Source organism: Borrelia coriaceae (assembly GCF_023035295.1).
GTDB lineage: Bacteria > Spirochaetota > Spirochaetia > Borreliales > Borreliaceae > Borrelia > Borrelia coriaceae.
In genome coordinates this window covers 342,742-368,538 of sequence record NZ_CP075076.1, presented here as the reverse complement: position 1 = coordinate 368,538, position 25,797 = coordinate 342,742, and the positions used below count along the sequence as shown (strand labels likewise).

Annotated in this window: 24 protein-coding genes; 15 read left to right on the top strand and 9 right to left on the bottom strand. The window is 28.8% G+C overall.

The window, feature by feature from the left end; genetic code table 11:
• Positions 1-36: 36 nt before the first annotated feature.
• From bcCo53_RS01760 to bcCo53_RS01750, 3 genes are read left to right on the top strand one after another with little or no spacing between them, the layout of a single operon-like run.
• A complete protein-coding gene (locus tag bcCo53_RS01760; RefSeq protein WP_025408002.1) occupies positions 37-522 on the top strand; it encodes a CarD family transcriptional regulator in 486 nt (161 codons plus the stop codon).
• A gap of 27 nt (positions 523-549) precedes the next feature.
• Complete coding sequence (locus tag bcCo53_RS01755; protein ID WP_028328348.1) at positions 550-1,491, top strand: hypothetical protein; 942 nt, start codon at positions 550-552, stop codon at positions 1,489-1,491.
• A gap of 15 nt (positions 1,492-1,506) precedes the next feature.
• A complete protein-coding gene (locus bcCo53_RS01750; protein ID WP_028328349.1) occupies positions 1,507-3,294 on the top strand; it encodes a hypothetical protein in 1,788 nt (595 codons plus the stop codon).
• On the opposite strand, the gene bcCo53_RS01745 is transcribed toward bcCo53_RS01750, so the two are convergent.
• Positions 3,282-4,418, bottom strand: coding sequence for a hypothetical protein (locus bcCo53_RS01745; protein WP_028328350.1), 1,137 nt, complete (start codon positions 4,416-4,418; stop codon positions 3,282-3,284). The two genes, bcCo53_RS01750 and bcCo53_RS01745, sit on opposite strands and share 13 nt — an antisense overlap.
• 124 nt (positions 4,419-4,542) lie before the next feature.
• Here bcCo53_RS01745 and bcCo53_RS01740 point away from each other — a divergent pair, with 124 nt between their 5' ends.
• Both bcCo53_RS01740 and rpmB read left to right on the top strand, forming a co-directional pair.
• A complete protein-coding gene (locus bcCo53_RS01740) occupies positions 4,543-6,096 on the top strand; it encodes a hypothetical protein (protein ID WP_028328351.1) in 1,554 nt (517 codons plus the stop codon).
• 17 nt (positions 6,097-6,113) lie between these two features.
• Positions 6,114-6,392: a 50S ribosomal protein L28 gene (rpmB, locus tag bcCo53_RS01735; RefSeq protein ID WP_025407998.1), complete on the top strand. Its 279-nt coding sequence runs from the start codon at positions 6,114-6,116 to the stop codon at positions 6,390-6,392.
• Positions 6,393-6,412: 20 nt separating this feature from the next.
• On the opposite strand, the gene amrB is transcribed toward rpmB, so the two are convergent.
• The 3 genes from amrB to bcCo53_RS01720 all read right to left on the bottom strand — a co-directional run bounded on the left by amrB (position 6,413) and on the right by bcCo53_RS01720 (position 10,119).
• Complete coding sequence (gene amrB, locus bcCo53_RS01730) at positions 6,413-7,165, bottom strand: AmmeMemoRadiSam system protein B (protein WP_038365368.1); 753 nt, start codon at positions 7,163-7,165, stop codon at positions 6,413-6,415.
• A 5-nt stretch (positions 7,166-7,170) separates the two neighbouring features.
• Positions 7,171-8,604, bottom strand: coding sequence for a pyruvate kinase (pyk, locus tag bcCo53_RS01725; protein ID WP_025407996.1), 1,434 nt, complete (start codon positions 8,602-8,604; stop codon positions 7,171-7,173).
• A gap of 93 nt (positions 8,605-8,697) precedes the next feature.
• On the bottom strand, positions 8,698-10,119 hold the full coding sequence (locus tag bcCo53_RS01720) for an NFACT RNA binding domain-containing protein (protein ID WP_025407995.1): 1,422 nt from the start codon (positions 10,117-10,119) through the stop codon (positions 8,698-8,700).
• A gap of 166 nt (positions 10,120-10,285) precedes the next feature.
• Between bcCo53_RS01720 and bcCo53_RS01715 the strand changes: the two genes are divergently transcribed.
• The 9 genes from bcCo53_RS01715 to rpsI all read left to right on the top strand — a co-directional run bounded on the left by bcCo53_RS01715 (position 10,286) and on the right by rpsI (position 19,148).
• Entirely contained in the window at positions 10,286-10,942 is a 657-nt protein-coding gene (locus bcCo53_RS01715; protein WP_025407994.1) for a LolA family protein, read from the top strand.
• 11 nt (positions 10,943-10,953) lie between these two features.
• A complete protein-coding gene (locus bcCo53_RS01710) occupies positions 10,954-12,138 on the top strand; it encodes a helix-turn-helix domain-containing protein (protein WP_025407993.1) in 1,185 nt (394 codons plus the stop codon).
• A complete protein-coding gene (locus bcCo53_RS01705) occupies positions 12,138-14,231 on the top strand; it encodes an ATP-dependent helicase (protein ID WP_025407992.1) in 2,094 nt (697 codons plus the stop codon). The genes bcCo53_RS01710 and bcCo53_RS01705 overlap by 1 nt, the downstream gene beginning before the upstream one ends.
• Positions 14,232-14,240: 9 nt before the next feature.
• Positions 14,241-14,516 (top strand): Asp-tRNA(Asn)/Glu-tRNA(Gln) amidotransferase subunit GatC, encoded by a 276-nt coding sequence (gatC, locus tag bcCo53_RS01700; protein WP_025407991.1) that lies wholly within the window; start codon positions 14,241-14,243, stop codon positions 14,514-14,516.
• An 11-nt stretch (positions 14,517-14,527) separates the two neighbouring features.
• Positions 14,528-15,973 (top strand): Asp-tRNA(Asn)/Glu-tRNA(Gln) amidotransferase subunit GatA, encoded by a 1,446-nt coding sequence (gene gatA / locus bcCo53_RS01695; RefSeq protein WP_025407990.1) that lies wholly within the window; start codon positions 14,528-14,530, stop codon positions 15,971-15,973.
• On the top strand, positions 15,963-17,420 hold the full coding sequence (gene gatB, locus bcCo53_RS01690) for an Asp-tRNA(Asn)/Glu-tRNA(Gln) amidotransferase subunit GatB (protein ID WP_025407989.1): 1,458 nt from the start codon (positions 15,963-15,965) through the stop codon (positions 17,418-17,420). Before gatA ends, gatB begins: the two co-directional genes overlap by 11 nt.
• Entirely contained in the window at positions 17,413-18,198 is a 786-nt protein-coding gene (locus bcCo53_RS01685) for a hypothetical protein (RefSeq protein ID WP_028328353.1), read from the top strand. Before gatB ends, bcCo53_RS01685 begins: the two co-directional genes overlap by 8 nt.
• Before the next feature lie 79 nt (positions 18,199-18,277).
• The gene (rplM, locus tag bcCo53_RS01680; RefSeq protein ID WP_025407988.1) at positions 18,278-18,727 is read left to right on the top strand and encodes a 50S ribosomal protein L13; all 450 of its coding nucleotides are present in this window, start codon (positions 18,278-18,280) and stop codon (positions 18,725-18,727) included.
• A gap of 10 nt (positions 18,728-18,737) precedes the next feature.
• Positions 18,738-19,148: a 30S ribosomal protein S9 gene (rpsI, locus tag bcCo53_RS01675; RefSeq protein WP_025407987.1), complete on the top strand. Its 411-nt coding sequence runs from the start codon at positions 18,738-18,740 to the stop codon at positions 19,146-19,148.
• Positions 19,149-19,225: 77 nt separating this feature from the next.
• On the opposite strand, the gene eno is transcribed toward rpsI, so the two are convergent.
• Positions 19,226-20,524 (bottom strand): phosphopyruvate hydratase, encoded by a 1,299-nt coding sequence (gene eno, locus bcCo53_RS01670; RefSeq protein ID WP_025407986.1) that lies wholly within the window; start codon positions 20,522-20,524, stop codon positions 19,226-19,228.
• 124 nt (positions 20,525-20,648) lie between these two features.
• On the opposite strand from eno, the gene bcCo53_RS01665 reads away from it, so the two are divergent.
• Positions 20,649-21,404, top strand: a complete 756-nt coding sequence (locus tag bcCo53_RS01665; protein WP_025407985.1) for an early set domain-containing protein — start codon at positions 20,649-20,651, stop codon at positions 21,402-21,404.
• Positions 21,405-21,574: 170 nt separating this feature from the next.
• Here bcCo53_RS01665 and bcCo53_RS01660 read toward each other — a convergent pair whose 3' ends face one another.
• The 4 genes from bcCo53_RS01660 to bcCo53_RS01645 are packed head-to-tail and all read right to left on the bottom strand — an operon-like array spanning position 21,575 to position 25,424.
• Entirely contained in the window at positions 21,575-22,555 is a 981-nt protein-coding gene (locus bcCo53_RS01660) for an ABC transporter ATP-binding protein (protein ID WP_025407984.1), read from the bottom strand.
• A complete protein-coding gene (locus bcCo53_RS01655; protein ID WP_025407983.1) occupies positions 22,556-23,428 on the bottom strand; it encodes an ABC transporter ATP-binding protein in 873 nt (290 codons plus the stop codon).
• A gap of 10 nt (positions 23,429-23,438) precedes the next feature.
• A complete protein-coding gene (locus tag bcCo53_RS01650; protein WP_025407982.1) occupies positions 23,439-24,494 on the bottom strand; it encodes an ABC transporter permease in 1,056 nt (351 codons plus the stop codon).
• A 9-nt stretch (positions 24,495-24,503) separates the two neighbouring features.
• The gene (locus bcCo53_RS01645) at positions 24,504-25,424 is read right to left on the bottom strand and encodes an ABC transporter permease (RefSeq protein ID WP_025407981.1); all 921 of its coding nucleotides are present in this window, start codon (positions 25,422-25,424) and stop codon (positions 24,504-24,506) included.
• Between the last annotated feature and the right edge of the window lie 373 nt (positions 25,425-25,797).

Below are 25,797 nucleotides of genomic sequence, written 5' to 3'. Positions count from 1 at the left end.
TTTAGATATTAGTAAAAATTTATATGAGGTAAGGCAATGGCATTCGTATTAGATCAAGCTGTGGTGTATCCAATGCAAGGGGTAGGAAAAATAAAAAATATTCAAAATAAGGAATTTAATGGTGAGTTCATTGATTATTATGAAATATATTTCCCATTTAATGAAATGACTTTCATGGTTCCAGTCTCTAGAGCAAATGATCTTGGAATTAGGGCTTTGGTTAGCAAAGAAAAGGTAGAAGAAGTTTTTGATATCATTAAAGACTTTGAGGATCAAATAGATCAAAAAAAAATAAAAGATGGTAGTCATGATTTTTATAAACAAAGTGACATATTAAGTACTGCTAAATTGTATAAATTTTTATATACAAAATCTATGCAAAAAGAATTACCCTTCTATGAGAAAAGAATTTTAAATGATTTTGAATTAATTTTGCAACATGAAATTAGTTTGGCCTTGCAAATTAGCTTTGAAGAAGCTAAGCAAAAGATTAAGGAAGTTGTGTCTATGGGAAAGTCCTAGATTGTTTATAACTTGTAGGAAGTTATTATGTTTAATATTTTTAGGTTTATTTTTTTAATAACTTGTAGATTTATTGCTATATTTTTTATCTTTTCCTTGATTTTTGTTTGTACTGCTTACTTAAAGTATAAATTCTTACATGCAAATCTTTCTATTGTGAGTTTTGAGCTTTATTATGATGCTTATCTTTATGCTTTTCCTTTGTCTTTAGTTGCTACTTTTATGAGGATTGCTTATCCTTTTAATGTGAATACGTTACGCATTTCTGTTTCTCTTTATGGCGTCGTTTTTATTTTTATATTATTCTTATCTTATTTTGGGTTCTTAGCATCTGCTAATTTTAATTCTGTTTTTTTGGATTTTCATAGTAGAGGTAAAAGAACTATTAAAGATGGGGTAGTGCATTTTATTGATGATAAGGTATTATTTTATAGTGACGATATTGAATTGTTTGGATTTAAAGGCGTTTTAAAAGTCGATGATAATCAGTTTAACGATGGGGATTTGAAATCCTTTTCATATAATGCGGATTTTTCTGAAACTGATATGATTAATTTTAATGCGAATGCATTTTTAACGCAGAAATTATATAACGATCTAATTAATTATGTTTTTGATGAGTTGGATACTTTAAATAATTTTTTTCTTTCTTTAAGTTTTTTTAGTTTGATTTTTAATATATTTGGATTTGCTTTACTTTTATTTTCATTTTCGTATGTTTTTAATCGTATATTTTCAGGTGCTCTGTCTTTATTTCTCTATCCTATTTTTGTTATTCTATTTTTTAAAGTCTATAATCTTTATGCGATTGAATTTCCTGGAAGTTTGAATTTGATTGTGGGAGAAAACGTAATTTCTAATTATCTTCCCTTTATTTTTTGTGTACTTACCTTTTTTTCTACTTATTTGATTAGCTTTATTTTTAGGTATATTGAGATAGGTGAAGGATTTGATAATAGTTTGCATTAAGCTGGCTTTTTAGATATGAAAAAAGAATTATATACGTTTGTAAGTAATTTTGTTATTTTTTTACTTTTATTTATTGGTTTTGTTTTTTGTTATACGTATTTTTTTGGATTAGATTATTTAGAAAAACATAAGCTAATAGCCACATTTTTTGATACTGTTTTAAGTGTTTATCATCATTTTAATGGATTTTTTATTTTCTTTATTTTAGTTTATTTTATCTTTTTAGCTAAACATGAAACACGAATTTTTCTAAGCGAGTATAAAGGATATTTGTTTAAAAGATTTTATCCATTCGTGTTTTTGTTTTTTATAATAGGCATTATTTTTATGTTTATTTTTAATTCAATTATGTCTTTTGTTTTTGCTCAAAGAAGTGAATATAAGTATAACTATGAGAGGTATAATTTTCTTGCAGGTCAGGCAAGTGAGATAGTTAATGAGATTAACAATATAGATATAAATTTGTCTTCTAATAAGACATTAGACATAAATGAATTAATAGAGGTGTTGAAGCAGAAGAGGAAATATCTTGAAGAGTTGCTTAAAATATATGAAAAGATAAGACTGATTGCTGATAACGATGAACTTTCAATTAATTATTACTTGGCACGTTCTGAATATGATAGAATGCCTATCTATGATGTTGATTTAGAGAAGGTTAGAAAGACTGTTAAAACATATCCGATTAAAAACTTGACTAAGAGGGATTTTCAGGCTATTGTTAATAGCTTCATTTCTAAAGGTGATTATTCTACAGCTAATTATTTTGCTTATATGGGATTTGCTTCCACTAAAGATGATGAATTTATTGCACTTTTAGATTTGACTTTTAAAGCTATTAATGAATATAAAAATATAGAAATGGAAAAGAAGTCTTCTATTTTTGAAGAGAAACAAAAAAATTTTTTATATCTCAATACAGAAAAATTTAAGCCTGCGTATTATGGTTTTTTAAAGCTTCATGATTTGTTTCCAAATGATCATGAGATTTTAAGTTATAAGAATAAATCTTTAGAAAAGCTTAAGAATGAGTATTTCTTTTTTGATGAGATTGAAAAATATTATGAGAATTATGGCATTAATGATATATTTTTGTTTCAGCCTGATTCTGAGAATGGAATATATGATTATATTTATATGCAAAAAGTTGTAGATACTGTGTCTCCTTATTTAAAGATGATTAAAAATTTTGAACTTATTAGATTTAATAGTTTAGGTAATATTATATTACATATTAAAGTACCATTTGCTACTCTTAAGGGAAATGGAGTTTATCAAAACGTTTTAGATAAGAAAGATGAAAATAGTGACGTTACTTCCACTAGGATGATTGTATCACTTACAGACTTTGATTTAAGTGATACAAATATCATTAGGATTAATAATGATGTTAATAATTTGCATTTATTTGCAAATTCTGGTCAAGATGGCATTTTTTTACCTATTCAACTTCTTCTAGGTGCTTTTAATCGAGTTAAAACGTTTAACTTAATGCTAATAAGTGTTTTTTCTTCTAGCCTGTTTTTAATGATGAGTCCTATTTTGTTAGTTTTTTTTGGTATTCTATTTATTGCTGTAGCTTCTAAGGTGAATTTTGAGTTTAAGTCAAAATTTATGGTATTTCTTTTATCTGCAATAATAGCTGTTTTTTCAGGTATCATTGCACTTTTTATAAATTATTTGTTGTTGGTTTTAATTTCACTTTTTCTTCAAGTATTTGCTGACATATATATGTCTTTTATTCTGATTTGTTTTATCTTATTTTTAATTGGATTAAATGTAATGCGAGTTCATTGTAAATGAACGTGATCTTTGTTTTGACTTGTATTGTTGATATTAGATAAAAAGAATTCATTAATCATTGTATTTTCTTTTGCTATTTGTTCTTTATTAAGAATATATGAATTTTGATTTATGTAATTTTCATCTATAATAAATGAGGGTATTTTTTTTATTGTGTTTCTTAATTTTAAATTTAACCCTTTATAGGGTGTAAATCCATTGATAAATCCAAAATGTTCATTGAATTTTGCCTTTTCTTTAAGTTGTATTAATGATTTTTGTATCTCTTGGCTTAGTATCCATTGAATGAATTTTTCTATAGGTTTGGATATTTCTTTAACTCCTATAAAGCTTATGTTGCATATCGATGATTTTTTTTCTTTATTTGTGAGATATGAAAAATTGAGTTTGTCTTTAGTATTTTTATTTAAGCTATTATAGTATGTTAGGTGAGTTAATCCTGCAATTAAAATGCTTTTCTTTTGAAGTAATATTTTCTCTAAATTTAAATATTTATATTTTTCTGAGAAGTTTTTGTGTAATACAAGTTCATTTGTATCCATAAAAGATTTAAAGTAGTTTATCATCTCTGACATTTTTTTTTCATCATATTCTGGCTTGTTGTTTCTAAAGTAAAAGTTTACACCATTGATTTCGGATATTGTGTAAAATAGATTTTCAGAAATATATGGAGAGATAAAAAACTTTTTTTCCTTTTTGAAGTTTTCGTGTATATTTTTGATATTTTGTATATCAATATATTTTTGTATATTATGTTCATTTTTATATATTAAAATTGGAATATCAAAACTTAAGGGCATAATTCTGTATGCAAATTTTTCAGATATATGATTTAATATTGGATAGTCTGAATAATAGTATTTTTGGATATTCTTAAAATTTTTAGTTATGTTTATGTTATCTATATTTTTTGAGATAATTATTTGAGCATTCTCTTCATTAATCGTTTGTACATTGATATGTTCTTTATATTTAATGATAAAGCTTATTTTATTTTGTATATTGAATTGATTTATATAAAAAGGAATGATTTTGTTGTCAGTTAGTATCGTTATAGTATTATCCTTTGAGCAACTAAAAATTAAAGTAAAAGCTATGATTAAAATTAATTTCTTTATGTACATAAAAAATTATTTGTTTTATTTTGTTCCATTTTACAATAAATTATGTATAATTTTTATAGTTATTTTATAATTTTTAGATGTCTTTGAGAAGTCTATATTTTATGCTGAAAGGAGAGTAGCTAAGTTGGGTTTAGTTGATTTTTTAGTTTCTATCTTTAGTAGAGAGCTTACTCCTGAACAAGTAAAGCAAAGAAGGCTTAAAGAGGTAAGGAATAATTTAAATAAAGTAGGGAATTTTTTTAATGCTTCAAAAATTCAGGCTTTACCCCAATTTGCTAAGTTTATTTATAATCTTTATAAGGCTTTTGTTCCTTTTAAGTTTTTTGTACAAAGATATCGAACTTCAAATAAGATAGTTCACTTTGTTGTTGAGAAGTATTTAAATGATGCTCAAAAGCAAGCTTTGGATTCTATTTATTCTTTTTCGTCTAATGAAATAATTAATTTTACACCGGATATACCTAAAAATCTAGATAATAATTTGAATTATTTATTAAAAAACATAACTCAGGAACAAATTAGGTTAATAGATGATACTTGTGGGGCTTTAGATATTTTTTTTGATTTAGCTTCGTATAATTATTATTCAATTATTAAGCATTTTGATAATTTATTTCCAGAAAATGATTTCATATATAAACCAAGGTTCAATTCAGTTAGTTGTGGAGTAATTCTTGATCATATTAAAGATTTTTTGGAATGTATATATTCTATTAGAGATGTTTATATTTGGAGAAATCTTTATGATATTCTTTTAACAATATATGGAGATAGGGATAATTTTCCTATTAAACCAAATATTTGGCTTAAGATGGTAACCTCTATAATTGAGATAAATAGAAATAAAGAAATTTTGTACCTTATAAGATATGTAAGTGGTGATCCGGATTATTTGCCTATGTCTGGTATCAAACAGTCAAAAGTAAAGGCAAAAATATTTTTTCAGGATCTTTCTAAACATGTTGCAAATGAAATATCAAAAATTGATATTTTGCAAAAAAATAGCAAATCTAAGATTTTGGCAGAAAAATTGTTTTCTGGCATTAATCTTGCAAGTTTAGAAAATTATAACGAACATATGCATGATAAAATTACATCTAAAATTATGAATACTACTGGATATGTTTACCGTGATCTTTTATGTTATTTAAAAACCCATGCAATTAATCTTGTGAAAAAAGATTTAAGTGATATTGTCAATATCCTTATTATTAAGGGCCAATGGAAGGATATGGAGATTTCTAGAGACATTTCCAATGATATTCATTCCTTAGTTAATATTTATTCTAATCTTATTGAGTTTGATAATAATCTTGGTGAACAAGGTACTTATGGTAATAGGATAAATGCGCTTTTGCACAGAGCTTTTTCTGGCGATAAAGCATCTGAAAAATTACTTTTAAACATAATAGCAGATGTTAATAAAAAGGCTTTAACTTTATTAAATGAGTATTATGCAAAAATTAGTTCTTTAAGGCTACGTTTGAATGGTTGTTTAGAAGATTATGTTAAACCTGCTGCAGAAAAGGAGCTTATTTATAATTGGAAAGAGCTTGATATTGAGCTTGTAAAAAATTATGGTAATAATGTAAACTTTAGTACTATAATTAACAATATAGTTAATAGTTTAAATTTGTTTTTGAAGTTGATGGATTTATATTTGCAAGAGAAAAAATAGAGTTTAGGAGATTTTAGATGGGAAGAGAATGTGAAATAACAGGGAAAAAGACAATGTTTGGAAACAATGTTCCAAGAAAGGGACTTGCCAGAAGAAAGGGTGGAGGAGGCCAACACATTGGTGTAAAGACTAAGAGGACTTTTAAGGTAAATTTAATAAATAAAAAATTTTTTGTTCCCGAGCTTAAAAAAAATGTTAATATAAAAGTTTCTGCAAGTTCTCTTAGAAGTATTTCAAAAGTAGGTCTTAGCGTTTTTTTGAAGCAAAATGGCAAAAAGATAGAGGATTTTACTTAAAAAGTAAGTTTTTGTCGATTTTAATTTATTAATATATTTTCTATTATTAAATATTCATTACCATGATTGACGAGTTCATGTTTTGTAAACTCAAATTTTTGAAAAAGTTTATGCATGATGATGATTGCATTTATGTTTTCAGGCAATATTTTGTGTGTATTATAATATTCTAATAAAGTTAATGAATTTACATTAGGTCTGTTTAAGAGTTCCTTTAGTGTGTTTGTTGACTTTATGGTTTTGTTTAGGTTTGTAGAATGAGAGATAAAGTGAGAGAGAAATATGAAAGAATTTTGTTCTTTTTTTGTAAATGGGTCTAACAATGTACAAAATTCTTTTATAGTTTGATTTTTAAGCTTACCCAAAAGAATAGGGATGATTTTTATATCTTGTATTATGTCTTTGATAAAATTTAATGTGATTTCAATTTTATGGTCGTTTTCTATTATCTTATTTTCTGTATTTGTAAATTCAAAGTTTTTTATTAAATTTATTATATCTAGATTAACATTAATTGTTTTATTAAAAAATTTCCAAGCCTGATGATCTGAAATATTAATGTGTGAATTTTCTTTTGTTTGTGAGAATATAAAAATATTTTTTGTATTGTTTGCTATTATTTTTTTGAATAGATCAATCTTATCTAAGAAAAACTCATAAGTCCCATAACTTGTCAGGAGCGCTTTATGAGTTTTTCTTTTATTTAAGTTAAATAATTCTAGGTTTTGAGTATTAGTTGGATAAAATATATTATCTACTAAACTGTTTCTTATTTTATTTATTTGTTATGTCCCTTGATTGCATCTTCTACTGTGTTTATTTCCATAAATTCTGTACCTTTGTTGGTATCTCTATTTGGATTTCCAGAGATAATTACTACAATATCTGAATCTTTAACTATTTCTTGTGTTTTAAGCATTTCAAGAGAAGTTAATACAAATTCAGTTGTTTCTTTGAAATTATGGTTAACAAAATTAGAATAAACACCGTAAGAGAGTGATAATTCTCTTGCTATTCTTTCATTATTTGTTGTAATAAATAGAGGTACACTTGCTCTGTATGTTGCCATTATTCTTGCAGTTCTTCCCTTGAGTGAATCAACAATGATAGCTTTAACAGGCATTATTTTTGTTGCATCAATTGCACATTTAATAATATAGTTTCTTATAAGCCTTTTACTATGGAAAATTTCATCTTGGAATAATGTTTTTTCTCTATATTTTTCAACTTCTATAGCAATTTTGGTCATCATCTTAACAGCTTCAATTGGATATTTTCCATAAGCTGTCTCTCCAGATAACATTATAGCATCTGTACCATTTAGAATTGCATTGGCAACATCAGAAACCTCTGCTCTTGTAGGTCTTGGATTTTCAATCATTGTGTGCAGCATTTGTGTTGCGGTAATTACTGGTACCCCATATTTAATGCAGGTTTTTGTTATTTTAATTTGTGCCAAAGGAACATCTTCAGCAGGTATTTCAACTCCCATATCGCCTCTTGCAACCATAATTCCATAAGATGCCTTTGCTATTTCTTCAATGTTATCGATTCCTTCTTGATTCTCCACTTTGGCAATAATTTTAACGTCTGGGTTTCCAGCAGTATTTAATATATCTTTAACGTCTTGAATATCTTTTGCATGTCTTACAAATGAATGGGCAATGAAATCAATATTTTGTTTTGCTGCAAGTTCAATAAATCCTTTATCTTTTTCAGTTACAGATTGTAATTTAAGTGAAATTCCTGGTGTATTGATTGATTTTTTATTTTTGATTTGTCCATCGTTTTTAACTTCACAGATAAGTCTGTCTGCTAGTTTTTCGATAACAATCATTTCAAGTTCTCCATCGTCAATAAGGATTTTTGATCCATTTGGAACCTCATTTACAAATCCATCATAGTTAGTTTGCAATGAATTTGACTCATTGATAGGTGAAGTTGAGATTATTATTTTATCTCCTATCTTAACGGTAATAGGATTTTCTATATTGGCTGTTCTAACTTCTGGTCCTTTTGTATCAATCATTAAAGCTATTTTATTTGAAACTTGTCTAACGTTGTTTATCACTTTTATTGCATCTTCATGAGATTGATGTGCGGTATTAAGTCTTATTACGTTTACTCCTGCTTCATATAACTCTTTTATGTGTTCTGGATCACATCTGAGGTCAGATATTGTTGCTACTATTTTTGTTAATTTTTGTATCATTTATTTTTTCTCCTACAGTATTTAAATTTTATGCTTTTTAAAGTCTAATAACAATATTTTTTTAAGAACTTGTTATTTTATTTTAAGATTAACTTAGCATGTGTTATAAGGTTGGTTTTTTAGTTTGTTTAATATTTTGGTGTCTAGTTTGATATTTAAGTTTTTTTCCCTGTTAGGTATTACAAGTCCCTTTTTTCCGCCTTTCACTCTTCTTAAATATTTAACATTAGTATAGTAAAGATCGCCTTTGCCCGCTTGTCTTGCAGGTTTTGTGTAAAACACACATAAATTTCCAGCATCTATTAAGACCTCAAGAGGAGGTGTTTTGTCTTTTTTGTTTCTAATAAACACATAGGCTCCAGGATAGTCTCTTGTGTGTAGCCAGTAATCATTTCCCTTTGCCCAACTTCTTAAAAGTTCATCGTTTTCTTTTGCATTTCTGCCTACAACAATTTCAAAATCGTAAGATATGAAATGAAGACCAATAGATTGGCTTTTCATAATTTTATGTTTTTTAGGTTTGTCATTTGCCAGTATGATACAGTCATTTTTTTCTATGCAATTTATCTTTGATATTAATGTGTCGTATTGTGTTCTTGCATATTCTAATTGTTCTTGTATGATTTTTAGAGAATTTTTATTTTTTTTGTATTCTTTAAAGTATTTTAAGGCATTATCTTTAGGTAATAATGCTTTATTCAGCATTATTCTAATTTGTTCTCCATTGATATTTGTTAAAATGATTTCATCCATGCCTTTTTTTATTTTGTTGATGTTTGTTAAGATCATTTCACCTTTTTCTCTTTGAGTCTCGATTGTTCCAATTGATTTTATTTGTTTCTCTAGAGAGCTTATTTTTTTCTCTAAATTTATTTTTTCTTTTTCATATTTCTTTCTAAGTTGTTTTACATTATGTTCTTGGGTTTCTGTTGTTTCTAAATCTTCATAGTAATTTTCAATAAACTCAGAATAAGATATTTCATTTTTGTATCCATCTTTGAGTTTGGCTTCTTTTTTATCAGTTATATCATCATTTTCAATAATTTCTTTGGCTTTTATGAATCTTTCACCTGTAATTTCTTTTGAGTTTGGTCTTCTATAATATGCATCAAAGATTTTAAAATTTGTATCTGTCGCAATTATGTTAGGAGATGATGGCCATAATTTTATGAATATAAAGATTATGATTTTATCTTTGAGTACTTTAATTAAAATTATTCTTTCATTTTTTATTTGATATGCTTCAGATATTTTGCCATTTTGAATTTTTGATTTTAGGAATTCAAAAAATCTTAAATGGGGTTTAACATTTTCAAATTTTTTATTTGTTTTGTGAATTCTTGTTTTTTGGGAGTCTAATCCAATTAATACATTGAAATTTTTTTCATTTGTTTCTTTATTATGAAGTTCTAGGACCAAAGTTTTATGGTTTGGTTGTTTTATTTTTCTTAAAAATGAATTTTTTAACGGTAATTCTTTAAGTAGAATGTTGATTTCACTGTAGTTTAATGACATTGTCACCTCTTTGATCTTTTGTTAGAGTATATTTATTATTAATTTATAAAATGATATATTATAAATAATAGCTTATTATTATAACAAGTTGTGCTATCTATATTGGGTATAGGGTGTGCAATGAGTTTATTTTTAAATTGAGCTTAGTAATATACGAGTTTTTATAATGAAAAAAATAATATTAATTTTATTTCCTTGTTTAGTTTTTGCTCAAGTATCTGCCACTCAGTATTTTGAGAATATATATTTAAATTATCAAAATGTAGAAGATATGCAGGCTAAAATTAGTCTTAATGTAAAGGGATTGAAACAAACAGGAACTTTATTATATAAATTTCCCGATAAATTTATTATTAATTTGGATTCAAATAATCAGGTTTTTGTAAGTGATGGCCAAGTTTTAACCGTTTATGTTCCATCTCTTGGGACTTCTTTTAGCCAGCAGTTGACTATGGGCAAATCGGGGAGTGGCTTTATGAATATTTTAAGCACTGAGTATAGTGTGTCTTATACTAATTCTCCTAACTTAGAACCTCTTGACGAATCTGCAGGTGGAGGGAGTACAGAAAATTTTATAAAATTGACTTTTTCAAGACGACTTTATAAGGGTGCTGCTACAATTGATTCATTTATGATTGCTTTTACTAAAAATGGTGCAATTAGGAGAGTTATTGCTTATCCTACAGGTGGTGGTAGAGAAATAATTATTGATCTTTTATCTGTGAAATTTAATGTTGGTATTCCTGATAGTAGATTTAAGTATGATCTGCCGAAAACTTCAAATAAGGTGGATAATTTTTTGTACGATGTTAAAAAAACTTGAGGTATGGAAAAATGGAAAGAGATAATTTCATTAGATTTGGAGATTTTTTAAAAAAGGCTCGGATTGATAAAGGTTTGACTCTTGAAATGATATCTGATGATATTAGAATTGCTGTTCAATATCTTAAGGCACTTGAAGATTGTAATATTGAATCGTTTCCAAATGAAGTTTTAGCTTTAGGGTTTTTAAGGACTTACAGTGAGTATTTGGGAATTGATGTTTGGTATGTTTCATCCCTTTTTAAGGAATATAAAAGAAGGCTTAATAGTAGTTATATTGGCATTAGGACTGAGGAGCAAAATAGCAATTCAAATTTTGAAAGTGAAGTTAGGCTTGGGGATAAGTATTTAGAGCTTTCTAAGATAATTCGAATATTGGTAGTAATAATTAGTGTTGTAGTGTTAATATTTTTAGTTTCACATTTCAGTGAAATTAGACAGTTTGTAGGAAAAATGTTTAATACAAATCATTCTGTAAAGCGGAGTCCAGGAGTTCATGAAGTCCTTTTTGATAAAGAGAGTTTTTGGAACGTTGCGCTTGAAGAAGGTGATTTCTTATCTTTAGTTTATGGCAATTCTATTGCCAATTATAGAGTCTCTTTTATGAATGATGATTTGGTTGTTACAAATGATTTGAAAAATAAGAGGTATATTTTTCAATTAGGCAAATTTCAGGAAATAGATTTAGGTGAGAATGTCAAAGTTAAGATTGTTTATGATAATTGTTCTCAAGGTAAGGTGCGAAAGGCTCATGTAAGCTTAGAATTTTTTATGCTCAATGCTGAATATGTACTTGAAACCAGTCTTCCTAGTAGATTTAATATTTTAAATTGGGGCTTTGAAGTTAATGGTCCTAAGAGTAGAGTGATTAGCGACTATCCTACTCTGTATTCTTCTCAAAATATTTCTAGTATTGATCTAGTGATTAATTTTTTAAACGATTCATTTTTAAGATATGTTGATGAGAGTAATATTTATGGAAAGTCTTTGCTTGTATCTAAAGGTGCTCCTCTGAGTTTAAATTTCAAAAAATCTCTAATCCTGTTTTTATCAAGACTCTCTGATGTTAATCTTGTTCTTCAAGGCAAGGATATTACTTCTATTTTAAAGGGTTATGGAAGGGAAATAATGGCAGTCCAATTTTTTTGGTTAAAAACCCCTGGGGGTTTTGATCTTAAGGTTTCTGAAGTTTACTAATGGACAAAATAGAAGAATTTCTCTTTAATTTAAATTCTTATCAAAAGCAAATTGTTTTGGATGATACTAAAAATCCCATTCTTGTTTTGGCAGGTCCAGGCAGTGGTAAGACTAGAGTTATAACAGCTAAAATAGCGCATTTAATAAAGGAAGTGAAATTAAGACCAGAAGAAATTCTTGCTTTAACATTTACAAACAAAGCTGCCAATGAGATGAAGTTAAGATTAAATTATCTTTTTAATTTCAACAAGGATTTGCATATTCAAACTTTTCATTCTTTTGGTGCTTGGCTTTTAAGACTTTACTTTAAAGAGTTTGATACAAACTATGATTCAAATTTCACGATTTGGGATACTAATGATGTTATTAAATTTGTTAAACAAATTGGACTTGCTTCAACCATTGAACTTGCAAAGCATTTGGCTGCTTTTATACTTAAGTATAAGGAAAATTCTTTTTTAGATGGTTATTGTGGTCTTGATGAGAAGAGTTGCGAAGATATTAAGTTTTATGAACAAGAAAAATCTAGAAATAATGCTTTTGATTTTGCTGATCTTATTCTTAAAGCTGTTTTGATGTTAAGAGATTGTGAAGATATAAAGATGAAAGTTCAAAAGAGATTTAAGGCTATTTTTGTAGATGAGTATCAAGATACTAATTATACACAATTTTTATTTATAAAAGAGCTTTATTGTAAGGGTATGCATTTTATGGTGGTAGGGGATGAGGATCAGTCTATCTATTCTTTTAGAGGGGCTAGAATTGAGAATATTCTTGAATTTGAAAAAGTATTTAACAATGTGTCCAAATATTATTTGGTGCAAAATTATCGTTCCAGTTTAAGTATTGTGAATGTTGCTAATGATGTTATTTCGAAAAATAGAAATCGATATGAAAAAGTAATAGTTACAGAAAATAAGATGGGCAAAAAGATAAAACTTTTTGTCTTTCGGAATCCTTCAGAAGAAGCTGAATATTTTTCTAATTTCCTTCTTGAAAACGAATTTGAGACGGCAGTGCTTTATAGGTTTAATCACCAATCTTTGCAATTTGAGAAAGCTTTTTTAAAACATAATATTCCACATAAAGTATTAGGCTCAATTAGGTTTTATGAAAGGGAAGAGATTAAAGATATAATTTCTTTATTAAGACTTTTTATAAATAAAAGAGATAAAGTTTCTTTCTTAAGGGTAATAAATAAGCCTGCTAGGGGGCTTGGAAAAACTACTACTGATAAAATAGTTGCAATGCTAAATGATCGTAATGTCAATTCTGATTTAATTCTTGCAAGTAGAAAAGTTGTTGAAAATCTTAGGGGCAAAGCAAGGGATTCGCTTATTGCTTTTCTAAATTTATATGATGATCTAGCAGAAAATATACAAAGCAATATTTATGTAAATTTATCTGAATTTATTAAAGATGTTGTAATGAGATCTGGATTTTGGGATTATTATCAAAAATTTGATAAAGATGAGAAGGTTAGAAATATTGATGAACTTATTAGTAGTGGAGTTGAATATTCAGGTAGTTTTGAGGGGCTTGTAATATTCTTAGAAAATTCATCACTTTCTCCTTTAATTCATGGAGATTTTAAGTCTAGTGTTCTACTCTCTTCAATTCATGGAGTTAAAGGACTTGAATTTGATAGAGTAATAATATCTGGTCTTGAGAAGGGGTTGTTGCCTGCTGAGATTGAAGAGTTGACTCAAGATAGGCTGGAAGAGGAGAGAAGACTTTTTTATGTTGCTATTACTAGAGCTAAATTTGAACTTATCGTTACAATTAATTTGCAGAGATTTTTTGGGGGCATGCTAAGGAATACAGCGATGTCAGTCTTTTTTCAAGATATTAACAAAGATAATTATGATATTGTTTTTGTTCCAGAATATTTAAAAGACAATTTTAAATATTTTTTTTCAAAAATTTGTAATAAAAACTTTAATATTGGAGATTATATCACTTATAATGGTGAGAATGGAATAGTTGTTGATAAGTGGTATCAGGATGGTGAGTCGTTTGTTAAAATTAGTCTGAAAAATGGGAAAAAGGCTATTTTAAGCTCAAACTATATTAAAGGGCTTACTAAAATTTAGAGGTATAATTTGAGAGATATTCATTTAGAAGATAGTTTGAAATTAAGTTTATTGAGATTAAGCAAGAGTGAAGAAGTGAAGTTTGCCATGAAATTTGAACAAATTATTGGCATGTTGAATAAAATTTCTGAATTTGAGATAAAAGATGGCATTCAAAAAAAAACATGTACTATTTCTGATTTAAGGAATGATGAAATTTTACCCTCTTTGACAATTGAAACTATTAAAGAATTTAGCAATGTGTTTGTGGATGGTTATTTTGCATCACCTAAAGTGCTTGAATAGGGAGTATTAGTTTGGATTTCAAGGATTTAAGTTTAATAAAAATTAGAGAATTAATATTAACTCGTAGGTGTAAAATTTATGATATTGTTCTCTTTTATAAAGAGCGTTATGAAGCAAATAAGGATATTAATGGATATATTGAGTTTTTTGATGATGCATTAGAATTGGCAAAAAAATATGATGAGCTTTTAAATAGAGGCGAGGGCCAAGACTTGCCTTTGATTGGTATGCCCATTGCTGTTAAGGATAATATTTCAATTAAAAATAGGGGCTTAACTTGTTCATCTGAAATATTGCAAGGGTATGTTTCTCCTTATGATGCAACTGTTATTGAGAGATTAAAAGATCATGGTGCGATTATGATTGGTAGAACTAATATGGATGAATTTGCAATGGGATCTTCTTGTGAATTTTCTTATTATGGTGTTACGCTTAATCCTTTAAATAAAGAATATGTTGTGGGTGGTAGTTCAGGTGGTTCTGGAGCCGTTGTTGCTGCTAGCCAAGCTCCTTTTGCACTTGGTAGCGATACCGGGGGTTCTGTTAGACTTCCTGCTTCTTTTTCTGGTTTAATTGGTTTTAAGCCTTCTTATGGGGGTTTATCTCGTTATGGGCTTGCAGCATATGCATCATCTCTTGATCAAATAGGGTTTTTTGCTAATTCTATTGATGATGTGGCTTTAATATTAAAATATACTTGTGGAATTGATAAGATGGATGCTACTAGCATAGATCTTATTCAAGAGCCTTATCCATTGTCAAGTAAGTCTTTATCAGGTGCCAAATTAGCTGTGATTAAAGAATTTAGTGAAGATTTGATGGAGCCAGAGGTTGCTTGTGAGTTTTCTAAATTTAAATCTGAACTTTTAAAAAGGGGCGTTGAAATACATGAGGTTTCAATAGAGACAATTAACTTTGTGCTTTCTCTTTACTATTCAGTATCTCCAGTTGAGGCTGCGTCTAATCTTGCTCGTTATACTTGTATTCATTATGGCAAAAGATTAAACGATGAGTTAAGCCTTAATGATTTTTACTATAAACATAGGAGTTTATTTTTAAGAGAAGAAGTGAAAAGGCGTATTGTTCTTGGTAATTATTTGTTATCAGAGGGTTATGATTTGCAATATTATGCAAAGGCCTGTAAGATTATTGAAAATGTATTGATTCCCAAATTCAATGAAATTTTGAATGATTATTCATATATTATTACGCCTACAAGCCTTGTGAAGCCTTTTAAAATTGGTGAGAATTTTGATAATCCTATAAAAATGTATTATTCTGATTTGTGTACTGTATTTGCCAATCTTATTGGAGTGCCTGCACTTTCTATTCCCTTTATTCAAACTGATAAGGGATTACCTATTGGTATGCAAATAGTTGGCCGATTTAAGAGAGATTTTGAGCTTTTAAATTTTGCAAAAAATATAATAGAGGAATTGGGATTAAATGGAATATAAATTGATTGTTGGTTTAGAAGTGCATGTACAATTAGGATTAAAGACTAAAGCTTTTTGCGGGTGTAAGAATGATTTTGGTGGAATTCCAAATTCTCGGACTTGTCCGTCATGTCTTGGACTTCCTGGTGCATTGCCTAGTGTGAATAGAGAACTTATTAATAGTGCAATTTTAGCTGGACATGCTACTAATTCTAAAATTAGAAATGTTATTAAGTTTGACAGAAAGCATTATGCTTATCCTGATTTACCTAAGGGATATCAAATATCGCAAAATGATACACCAATTTGTGAGGATGGATTTATCTTTATTGAAACTATTTCAGGTTTAAAAAAAATTAATATTGTTAGGATACATATGGAAGAAGATTCTGGTAAAAGCTTGCATTTGCTTGAAAATGAAAATAGAAGTTATATTGATTTTAACCGTTCTGGTGCACCGTTGCTAGAAATTGTTTCAAAACCAGATATTAATAGTGGGGAGGAAGCTGTAGCTTATTTGAGCTCTTTAAGAGAAATTTTGAGGTATCTTGATTTGTCTGATTGTAACATGGAAAATGGATCATTTCGTTGTGATGTCAATATTAATTTACTTATTAATGAGAATAATGTCGAGTATAAAACCCCTATTTCTGAGATAAAGAATTTAAATTCTTTTAAATCAGTAAAGTTGGCAATTGCTTATGAGGAGTTTAGGCAAAAAGAGGAATGGATTTTACATAGGAGGACTTTTGATGGTGTGGGTAAGCATACAATGGGTTTTGATGATAAAAAGGGTATTACAATACTTCAAAGGAGCAAAGAGACGATAGCCGATTATCGTTATATAAAGGATCCCGATTTACCTTTGATTAAACTTGATGATGCTTATATTGAAAGTATAAAGTCTAATAGAATGATGGAATTGCCTTTTGAAGCAAGGATTAGATTAAAAGAGCAATATGGTCTTAGTGATTTTGATGTTATGACTTTAACTGCTGATAAAAATTTGGTTAAGTATTTTGAAGAGGCAGTAATGACTTCCAGTGATCCTAAGAGAGTGGCAAATTGGATATTATCTGAGGTATTAAGTATACTAAATGATAAAGAGATAAGTATACTTGATTTTAATTTGCCCCCATCATGTATTAGTGAACTTGTGGAATTCATTGTTAGTGACAAGGTAAGTGGTAAGATTGCAAAGGAAATATTTTTAGAAATGCTTGAGAGGAATGTTCCCCCTTCTATCATTATTAATGAAAAAAATTTGGAACAGATAAGTGATAGTGCTTTTATTGAATCAGTTGTGTTGGAAGTTTTAAATGCAAATCCTAAGTCAATTGAGCTTTACAAGAAAGGTAAGAGTCATGCAATTAAGTTTATGATGGGTCAGATTATGCAAAAAACCTCTGGTAGGGTTAATCCTGTTCTTGCAAATGAAATTTTAATGAGCAAGTTAAGGGATGTGTAATAGATCTTTGATTGATTGTTTTCCAATAATTAAAAGGGCAAGGTTTTTTTATCTTTATGATATTAATGGTAATCGATATTTAGATTTATACTTAAATGGTGGACTAAACTTTTTAGGACATAGGGTTAGAGGATTAAATCTTATTCTTAAGCAAACTTTTTCAAGAGGTCTTACTGCTTCTTATCCTTCTGTATTTAGGAAGCAGTTTGAAAATGTTTTTTTTTCTTTTTTTAAAGAAGCAGGATTTGTGCGTATTTTTAAGTTTGAAAGAGACGCTAGAGATTTTTTGTTATCTTTAACGGGTCAATGTTGTTTTAGTAATCCTTGGGAGGATGAACAGGGCATATATGAATTTAAGGCTGGATTTAGTAATTTTAGATATCCTATGCTTGTAAATATTCCAATGCCTGGATGCATGTCTATTAGCATTGCTATAGTAGATAATTTGTCTAGAAGAATGGAATTTAGTGATCCTTTTGATGCTTTAACTTTAGGCATTGCTAGGCATATGCTTGCTCAGATTTTGTCTTATGAAAAAAATATAAAAATTAATTTTGGTATTTTTGCTACGCCTCTATTTAAACTGATTAATAGATATATGTTTCCTATTTATAAATCTGAATATCATAATGAAGTTTTTAATGAGTATTTAAAAAATGGGTATTTAATTAGCCCTATTTTTGATGTTCCGTCGCTTGTTCCTTTAAAATTTTCTAAAGGAGATGTAGATAACTTTTTAAAAGTTTCTCTTAAACTACAGGATAAATTTGGATCTTAGTATTGACAGGTGAACTTACAAATAATACAATTAAAAGGCATAACTTTGTAGAATATCTAAGTGAGGACTGTGTGCTATTATGAAGAGGATAACTAATAATAAGACAATATGGGTTAAGCCTAAATGTGTAGAGAAGAAATGGTGTGTGATTGATGCTAAAGATAGGGTTCTTGGTAGAGTTGCTACAGAAGCTGTTAAAATTTTGAGAGGTAAGCATAATCCTTTTTATACACCTCACCAAGATTTAGGTGATAATGTTATAATTATTAATGCTTCAAAGATTAAACTTACTGGTAAAAAATATTTTCAGAAAATTTATTATAGGCATTCAAGGTATCCTGGAGGACTTCATTCTGATACTTTTAGAACATTGTCTGCGAGGAAGCCAACAGCTCCCCTTGAGATAGCTATTAAGGGTATGTTACCAAAAGGGCCTTTGGGGCGTGAGCTTTTTAGAAATCTTAAAGTTCTTGCTGATTCTAATCATATGCTTAAGTCTCAGAATTTTTATAAATTAGACGCAAATTAAGAGAGGAAAAATGGCAAAGTCAGACGTTAAAGGTATTAATTTAGGAATAGGTATGGGAAGGAGAAAGTCTTCTGTTGCTAGGGTTTATATTAGGGAAGGTAAGGGTAATATTAAGATCAATAGTAAGGACTTAGATTCTTATATGCAACTTGAAAAGTTAAAGACAATTGCTCTCGCTCCATTGGTTTTAACAAATACTCTTGGAAGGTATGACCTTTGCATTAATATTTATGGAGGTGGTATTTCAGGTCAGGCTGGTGCTATTAGGCATGGTATTGCAAGAGCTCTTTTTGATCTTGATAAAGAGTATAAAATGATTCTTAAATCCAATGGGTTTTTAACAAGAGATTCTAGAAAAGTTGAACGTAAGAAGTTTGGTAGAAAGAAAGCTAGAAAAAGTTTTCAATTTTCAAAAAGATAAATATTTATTGTTATATTTTATTTCTATATTCTGTTTGTATGAAAAAAGCCCTCAGAAGAGGGCTTTAGTTGTTATTATTATTTTTTAATAGAATAAAAAACATCTTTTCCATGGTATTCGGCAATACTGCCTAATTCTTCTTCTATTCTTAAGAGTTGATTATATTTAGCTATTCTGTCTGTTCTTGATAAGGATCCTGTTTTGATTTGTCCTGTTCCAAGAGCAACAACAAGATCGGCTATTGTTGTGTCTTCTGTTTCTCCTGAGCGATGTGAAACTATTGCAGTATATCCTGCTTTTTTTGCCATCTCTACAGCTTCAAAAGTTTCAGTTAGTGTTCCAATTTGATTTACTTTAATGAGAATTGCATTTGCAACTTTCATTTCAATTCCTTTTTTAAGGAATGATGTGTTTGTTACAAATAAATCGTCTCCAACAAGTTGGACTTTATCTCCAATCTTATCTGTAAGTTTTTTCCACCCATCCCAGTCTTCTTCAGCCATGCCGTCTTCAATTGAGATAATAGGATATTTTTCTACCCATTTTGCCCAATATTCGACCATTTCTTCAGATGTGAGTTCTTCTTTTGTTGACCATTTAAGTACATATTTTTTTGTTTTTGGATCATATAATTCAGATGTTGCTGGATCAAGAGCAATTGCGATATCTGTTCCAGGTGTGTAGCCTACGGTTTTAATAGCTTCCATAATAACTTCACAAGCTTCTTCATTGGACTTTAAATTTGGTGCAAATCCTCCTTCATCTCCTACAGATGTTGCATATCCCTTTTTGCTTAAAATACCTTTTAGTGTGTGAAAAACTTCAGCAGACATTCTTATTGCATCACTGAAAGTTTTTGCTCCAATTGGCATTATCATAAATTCTTGAAAATCGACACAGTTATTAGAGTGAGCACCACCATTTATAATGTTACACATGGGTGTAGGTAAAATGTTGGCTTTGTAGGTGCCAAGATATTGATAAACTTTAAGTCCAAGATGTTCAGCTGCTGCTCTAGCTGTAGCCATTGAAACTGCAAGTATAGCATTGGCTCCAAGTTTTGATTTGTTAGGAGTTCCATCAAGTTCAAGCATTTTTCTGTCGATTTCTACTTGGTTTAAAGCACTCATTCCTTCAAGTTCTGGAGAGATAATATTTATTATATTTTCAACTGCTTTGAGTACTCCTTTACCCATGTAAACAGATTTGTTGCCGTCTCGTAATTCAACAGCTTCATGTATTCCTGTTGAGGCTCCTGATGGAACAGCTGCTCTACCTAGAGAACCATCTTCAAGTATGACATCTGCTTCAACAGTTGGATTGCCTCTAGAATCAATTATTTGCCTAGCTTTTATTTCATAAATATGAAAGCCCATTTTCCGCTCCTTATTGGTAATATTTGTATATTTACTTTAGTATATGTTTTCAGTATAATAATAAACAAAATAAATGTGTAGTATTTTATCAAAAGAATTGCTTAATGGATGTTGCAATTAAGTCATGGAAAGAATTTTGGGATGGTTATTTTATTTTGTATTCTTTTCCTTTAATATTGTTAATATTTTTTCACAAAGTCATATAATTGAAAATTTTGAGTTATCTTTAAATGAGTTTTTAGAAGTTTCAACAAGAAGTGATAATTTATCACCAATAATTGACTCTAAGAGAGTCATTATATTTTATCCTTCTAATAAGAGTATTAGAAAAATTTTTGCTGCTTTTGATTTTGATGATTATGCAAAGAAGTACTTATTTAAGAAAAATAAATATGGACTTTTTTTTGTAAAGATCAATCTTCCTCATGGAGTTGGTAGAATTAAGTATAGGCTTGTTGTGGATGGTATTTGGACAAATGATGCATATAATAAAAATGTAGTCTTTAATAAAGACTTAATACCATTCTCTATAATTGATATAGATGTGGATCATAGTTATGTGTCTTTAAGAAATCCGATTGATTCTTCTGATGGAAGAGAAGTTGAGATTTTTTATATAGGTCGTCCTGGTCAGATTGTCACAATAGCTGGCAATTTCAATAACTTTAATCCATTTTTAAACAGGTTAATTGAACAAGAACCTCAAAAAGGTGTATATACTATTAAGCTTAAAGATCTTCCTAAGGGTAGGATTTATTATTATTTTGTTGATTCTGGAAATAAAGTTCTAGATAAGAATAATGTTAATAGAATTAATCTATATTCAGTTGAAGGTATTGATAATAAGATAGACTTTGAGGTTTCCTATTTTGATAATTAATTATTAACAAAACTATCAAATAAATAAAAATGTTGATATTTTTATTAAGAATACTTAATACAAGTGATCTATAAGAAATATTAAAATTTAAGCTAAGTTTAATTAAATAACTTATATGTTTTTATAATACTCGAATATCAAAATTTAATTTGCACTTGTCTTCGGTGTAATTATTTATTTAGCAAACTATTCATCTCATCAAAAAGGTATTTAGATACAAAATGATCCTTTTCTACTTCTTCAAGGGGTGCAATTTTTGTTATTAAAGATGTGTTTTGTATATTCGTTAGAGATGGTTCATCAAGTTTGATAGTCTTGTTTTTTATTTTTTCAGGATCAATTTCAGGGATAGATGCTATTAATGTTTTTGTATATGGATGTTTAGGGTTTGAAAATAGAATTTCTCTAGGTGCAATTTCTAGAATGGCTCCCATATACATTACTGCAATTTTATCGCTCATGTATTTTACTACTGCTAAGTCGTGTGAGATAAATAAGTAAGATAAATTCAATTCTTTTTGTAGATCTTTGAGCAAATTTAAAATTTGTGCTCTTATTGATACATCTAGTGCAGATACAGCTTCGTCTAATAGTAATAGTTTTGGATTTAGAGCTAGTGCTCTTGCTATACCTATTCTTTGTCTTTGTCCTCCTGAAAATTCATGTGGATATCTAGATAACATGCTTTTTTCAAGTCCAGTAATATCCATTAATTCATTTACTCGTTTTTCTATTTCTTCTTTTGTTCTTGGAAAAATCTTGTTTTCGTTGTATATCACTAATGGTTCTGAAATTATTTCTTTTATTGTCATTCTTGGGTTGAGGGATGTATGTGGATCTTGGAATACCATTTGCATATCTTTTTTTGTCTTTAATAGTTCTTTTCTTGATAGTTTAGTAATGTCTTTGCCATTGAAATATATGCTACCAGATGTTGGTTTGTAGAGTTGCATTATTGTTCTTAAGGTCGTTGATTTCCCGCATCCAGACTCCCCAACGAGTCCTAATGTTTTGTTGCGTTCAACTTCAAAGCTGATTCCATTAACAGCATTTACTTTGCGTTTGTTTTTCCAGAATAGGAAGTCTTCTCCAATTGTGAAAGTTTGTACTAAATTTTCTACTTTTAAAATTATGTCTTTTTCATTTTTCATTTAAAACCCCTCAATTTTATTTTCAGTAGTTTCAATAGCATTGTCTTTAATTGAATAGAGTTTTTCATTTGGATCCTTATCAAGAGTAAGTATTGATTTTAGAAGTCCAATTGTGTATGGGTGTTTAGGATTTTTGAATATTTCTTGTACTGTGCCTTCTTCTACGAATTTGCCTTGATACATGACCGAGACTGTATCGCATATTTCTGCAACTATTCCTAAATCGTGTGTTATTAATATTGTGGAGGTATTGAATTTTTTAGATAAGCTTTTAATAAGTAATAGTATTTGTCTTTGAATTGTAACATCAAGAGCTGTAGTAGGTTCATCTGCAATTAATAATGATGGGTGACAACTTAGGGCCATTGCAATCATAACTCTTTGTCTCATTCCTCCTGAGAATTGGTGTGGGTAATGTTCTATTCTCTCTTCTGCATTTATAACTCCGACTATTTTTAACATTTCTATTGCTTTCTGTTTTGCTGTCTTTTTATCTAATTTTTGATGTAGTATTATTGTTTCTTCAATTTGTGTAGATATTCTTAAGTATGGGTTTAGAGAAGTCATTGGATCTTGGAATATCATTGCTATTTTATTGCCTCTGATACTTTGAAGGTCTTTTTCATTAATTTTTAGTAAGTCTTGTCCTTCAAATAGTATCTCTCCACTCTTGTATACTGTTGTGGCTTCGGGTAGTAGTTTTAGTATAGCCATACTTGTTACGGATTTTCCACTACCGGATTCCCCAACAATAGCCCTAATTTCTCCTTTTTTCATTTTTAAGTTTATGTTGTTTACAGGATATATTGTTGTATGCTTTAATTTAAACTCAATTGCTAAATCTTTTATATTCAGTATATAGTCTTCTTGCACCTAAACCCTCCTAAAGGTTGTCTTTTGGATCAAATGCATCTCTTAATCCATCGCCTAGAAAGTTCATAAATAGTAGGAATATTGTCATGATTGTAGCTGGGATAAAAATTTTCCATGGGTATTCAATAAAAGTAGGGATTCCATTTTTGATTAATTCTCCCCAGCTGGTCATTGGTGCTGATATTCCAAGACCCAAAAATGATAAAAATGATTCAAGCATAATGAATGATGGAACATTCATTGTTGTTATGATTATTATCATTCCAAAACTATTAGGAATTAAATGTTTGAATATCATTCTTGTATTTGTTGCTCCTAGTGTTCTGGCTGCCTGTATAAACTCAGATTTTGCAAGTGATTTTACTTGTCCTCTTACAATCCTAGAAATTGTTAGCCATGAAATCATGCTAATTGCAATAAATAATCCTATGACATTTCTTTCCATAACAGTCATTAAGGTTATTATGACGAGTAAAGTGGGTAAAGCATAAAGGATTTCTGTTATTTTAGTGATTATCCTATCGATAATACCACCAAAGAATCCTGCTGTTGCCCCTATGATTGTACCTATAATCATAGATATAAATGCGCCAATAAAGCCTACAGATATTGATATTTGGCTTCCTTGTATTATTCTTGCAAGCAAGTCTCTTCCAAGACTGTCTGTTCCTAGTAGATATATTCTTTTGTGTATTTTGATTTCTTGTCCATCAATTGTTTGGACTTCTGTTTCTATTTTTCTTTTTATCTCTTCTAGTTTTTTTATTTCTTCTTCATTTATTGTACGTTTTTCTTTTGCTGCCAATCTTTTTATAAAATTATATTCCTTTTCATACCAGAGCTCTCCTGCATACTGAAGAGATGGGGGCAAATCAGCATGTTCTACTACTTGAGCATAGTATTTGTATATTGGTAATATTGGTTGGAGTATTGCAATTAGTATGTAAAAACCAATAATAAATATACTAATAAATGCAAGTTTATTTTCCTTAAATCTTAACCAGGCTCTTTTATTTGCTGTTTGGGTATTGACACAGGTATCTTCTTGTTTTTCATATTTGCTCATTTTGTTCTCCTATGTTCTTGGATCAAGCCTTTTATAAGCAATATCAGATGCTAAGATTGAGATAAGTAATATTGTTGAATATACTAATAATAAACCCATGAGTAATGGATAGTCTCTGTTTAGAGATGATTCTATTGTGAACGTGCCCATTCCAGCAATTCTGAATATTTGTTCAATAACCATACTACCAGAAATTATACCGGCAAATGCAGGACCTATGTAACTTATTAGAGGAAGCATAGAGCCTACTAACACATGTTTTCTTATTATTACATTGAAGCTTAGTCCTTTAGCTTTTGCTGTTCTTACGAAATCGCTTTTTAATATTTCTAACATAGAACCTCTGATAATGCGTGTAAAAATAGCTATCCATGGCAAACTCATTGTTAGTATTGGCATAACTAAATTTGTAAGACCTCCGCGTTCTGAAATCCATCCAGAAGTATAAAATAATCTTAACTTTACAGACAAAAAATATTGTAAAATAGGACCAACTACAAATGTTGGTACGGAAATTCCAAATATTACTATTAATCTTATTATGTAGTCGGTGCGGGTATTTTTTTTAATTGCCGCTAATGATCCTAGTAAAATTCCAAATGTGAGAGATATTATTAGGCTTATTATTCCAATTGTAAATGATTTAGGAAATCCTAATTTTATGTATTGACTTACATTTAAATCTTTCTTTGCCAATGATGGTCCAAAGTCCCCTTTTAAAAGGTTTGTGATATAATAGTAAGCTTGCATGTAAAAAGGTTTGTCAAGATGGTATCTTTGCATTAGTTTTTCTTTGATTTTAGGGTCAATGGGCTTTTCAGAATCAAATGGATTTCCAGGAGCAAGTCTCATTATTAAAAAACACAAAAAAGTTATTACTATCAAAGTTGGTATTGTTTCGAGTAACTTTTGGATGGTAAACTTTAGCATAACTGCTCCTCCTTGTTATAACAGAAAGATGTTTGCGTTATATAATTAATTATTCTAACACATGAGGTTGAATATTATTCAAAAAATCTTGAATTTATTCTAATTGCTTTGTAAATTAATATTTATATAATAAGTATTAATTACTTACATTGCAAATATTTGTCAAATCAAATCAATTTTTTATTTGAACAGATAAGATTAGTTTTTAGTTTGTTCTTTATACTGATATTTTGAGTAAATTTAATGGTTTTATGATTTGTATTTATACGCTTAAATCATTTTTTTTACTTTTGTTGTTAATATTTTTATATCAGTAGTCAAAGTTTTTGTAATTTTTGCGCCATAAGAGATGTTATTGTGGTTTAATAATCAA

What these genes read in the sequence shown, in the direction of transcription:
- bcCo53_RS01760 (WP_025408002.1), top strand. Translation starts at nt 37, where the DNA reads ATGGCATTCGTATTAGATCAAGCTGTGGTGTATCCAATGCAAGGGGTA.
- bcCo53_RS01755 (WP_028328348.1), top strand. Translation starts at nt 550, where the DNA reads ATGTTTAATATTTTTAGGTTTATTTTTTTAATAACTTGTAGATTTATT.
- bcCo53_RS01750 (WP_028328349.1), top strand. Translation starts at nt 1,507, where the DNA reads ATGAAAAAAGAATTATATACGTTTGTAAGTAATTTTGTTATTTTTTTA.
- bcCo53_RS01745 (WP_028328350.1), bottom strand. Translation starts at nt 4,418, where the DNA reads ATGTACATAAAGAAATTAATTTTAATCATAGCTTTTACTTTAATTTTT.
- rpmB (WP_025407998.1), top strand. Translation starts at nt 6,114, where the DNA reads ATGGGAAGAGAATGTGAAATAACAGGGAAAAAGACAATGTTTGGAAAC.
- pyk (WP_025407996.1), bottom strand. Translation starts at nt 8,604, where the DNA reads ATGATACAAAAATTAACAAAAATAGTAGCAACAATATCTGACCTCAGA.
- bcCo53_RS01720 (WP_025407995.1), bottom strand. Translation starts at nt 10,119, where the DNA reads ATGTCATTAAACTACAGTGAAATCAACATTCTACTTAAAGAATTACCG.
- bcCo53_RS01715 (WP_025407994.1), top strand. Translation starts at nt 10,286, where the DNA reads ATGAAAAAAATAATATTAATTTTATTTCCTTGTTTAGTTTTTGCTCAA.
- bcCo53_RS01710 (WP_025407993.1), top strand. Translation starts at nt 10,954, where the DNA reads ATGGAAAGAGATAATTTCATTAGATTTGGAGATTTTTTAAAAAAGGCT.
- bcCo53_RS01705 (WP_025407992.1), top strand. Translation starts at nt 12,138, where the DNA reads ATGGACAAAATAGAAGAATTTCTCTTTAATTTAAATTCTTATCAAAAG.
- gatB (WP_025407989.1), top strand. Translation starts at nt 15,963, where the DNA reads ATGGAATATAAATTGATTGTTGGTTTAGAAGTGCATGTACAATTAGGA.
- bcCo53_RS01685 (WP_028328353.1), top strand. Translation starts at nt 17,413, where the DNA reads ATGTGTAATAGATCTTTGATTGATTGTTTTCCAATAATTAAAAGGGCA.
- rplM (WP_025407988.1), top strand. Translation starts at nt 18,278, where the DNA reads ATGAAGAGGATAACTAATAATAAGACAATATGGGTTAAGCCTAAATGT.
- rpsI (WP_025407987.1), top strand. Translation starts at nt 18,738, where the DNA reads ATGGCAAAGTCAGACGTTAAAGGTATTAATTTAGGAATAGGTATGGGA.
- eno (WP_025407986.1), bottom strand. Translation starts at nt 20,524, where the DNA reads ATGGGCTTTCATATTTATGAAATAAAAGCTAGGCAAATAATTGATTCT.
- bcCo53_RS01665 (WP_025407985.1), top strand. Translation starts at nt 20,649, where the DNA reads ATGGAAAGAATTTTGGGATGGTTATTTTATTTTGTATTCTTTTCCTTT.
- bcCo53_RS01660 (WP_025407984.1), bottom strand. Translation starts at nt 22,555, where the DNA reads ATGAAAAATGAAAAAGACATAATTTTAAAAGTAGAAAATTTAGTACAA.
- bcCo53_RS01650 (WP_025407982.1), bottom strand. Translation starts at nt 24,494, where the DNA reads ATGAGCAAATATGAAAAACAAGAAGATACCTGTGTCAATACCCAAACA.
- bcCo53_RS01645 (WP_025407981.1), bottom strand. Translation starts at nt 25,424, where the DNA reads ATGCTAAAGTTTACCATCCAAAAGTTACTCGAAACAATACCAACTTTG.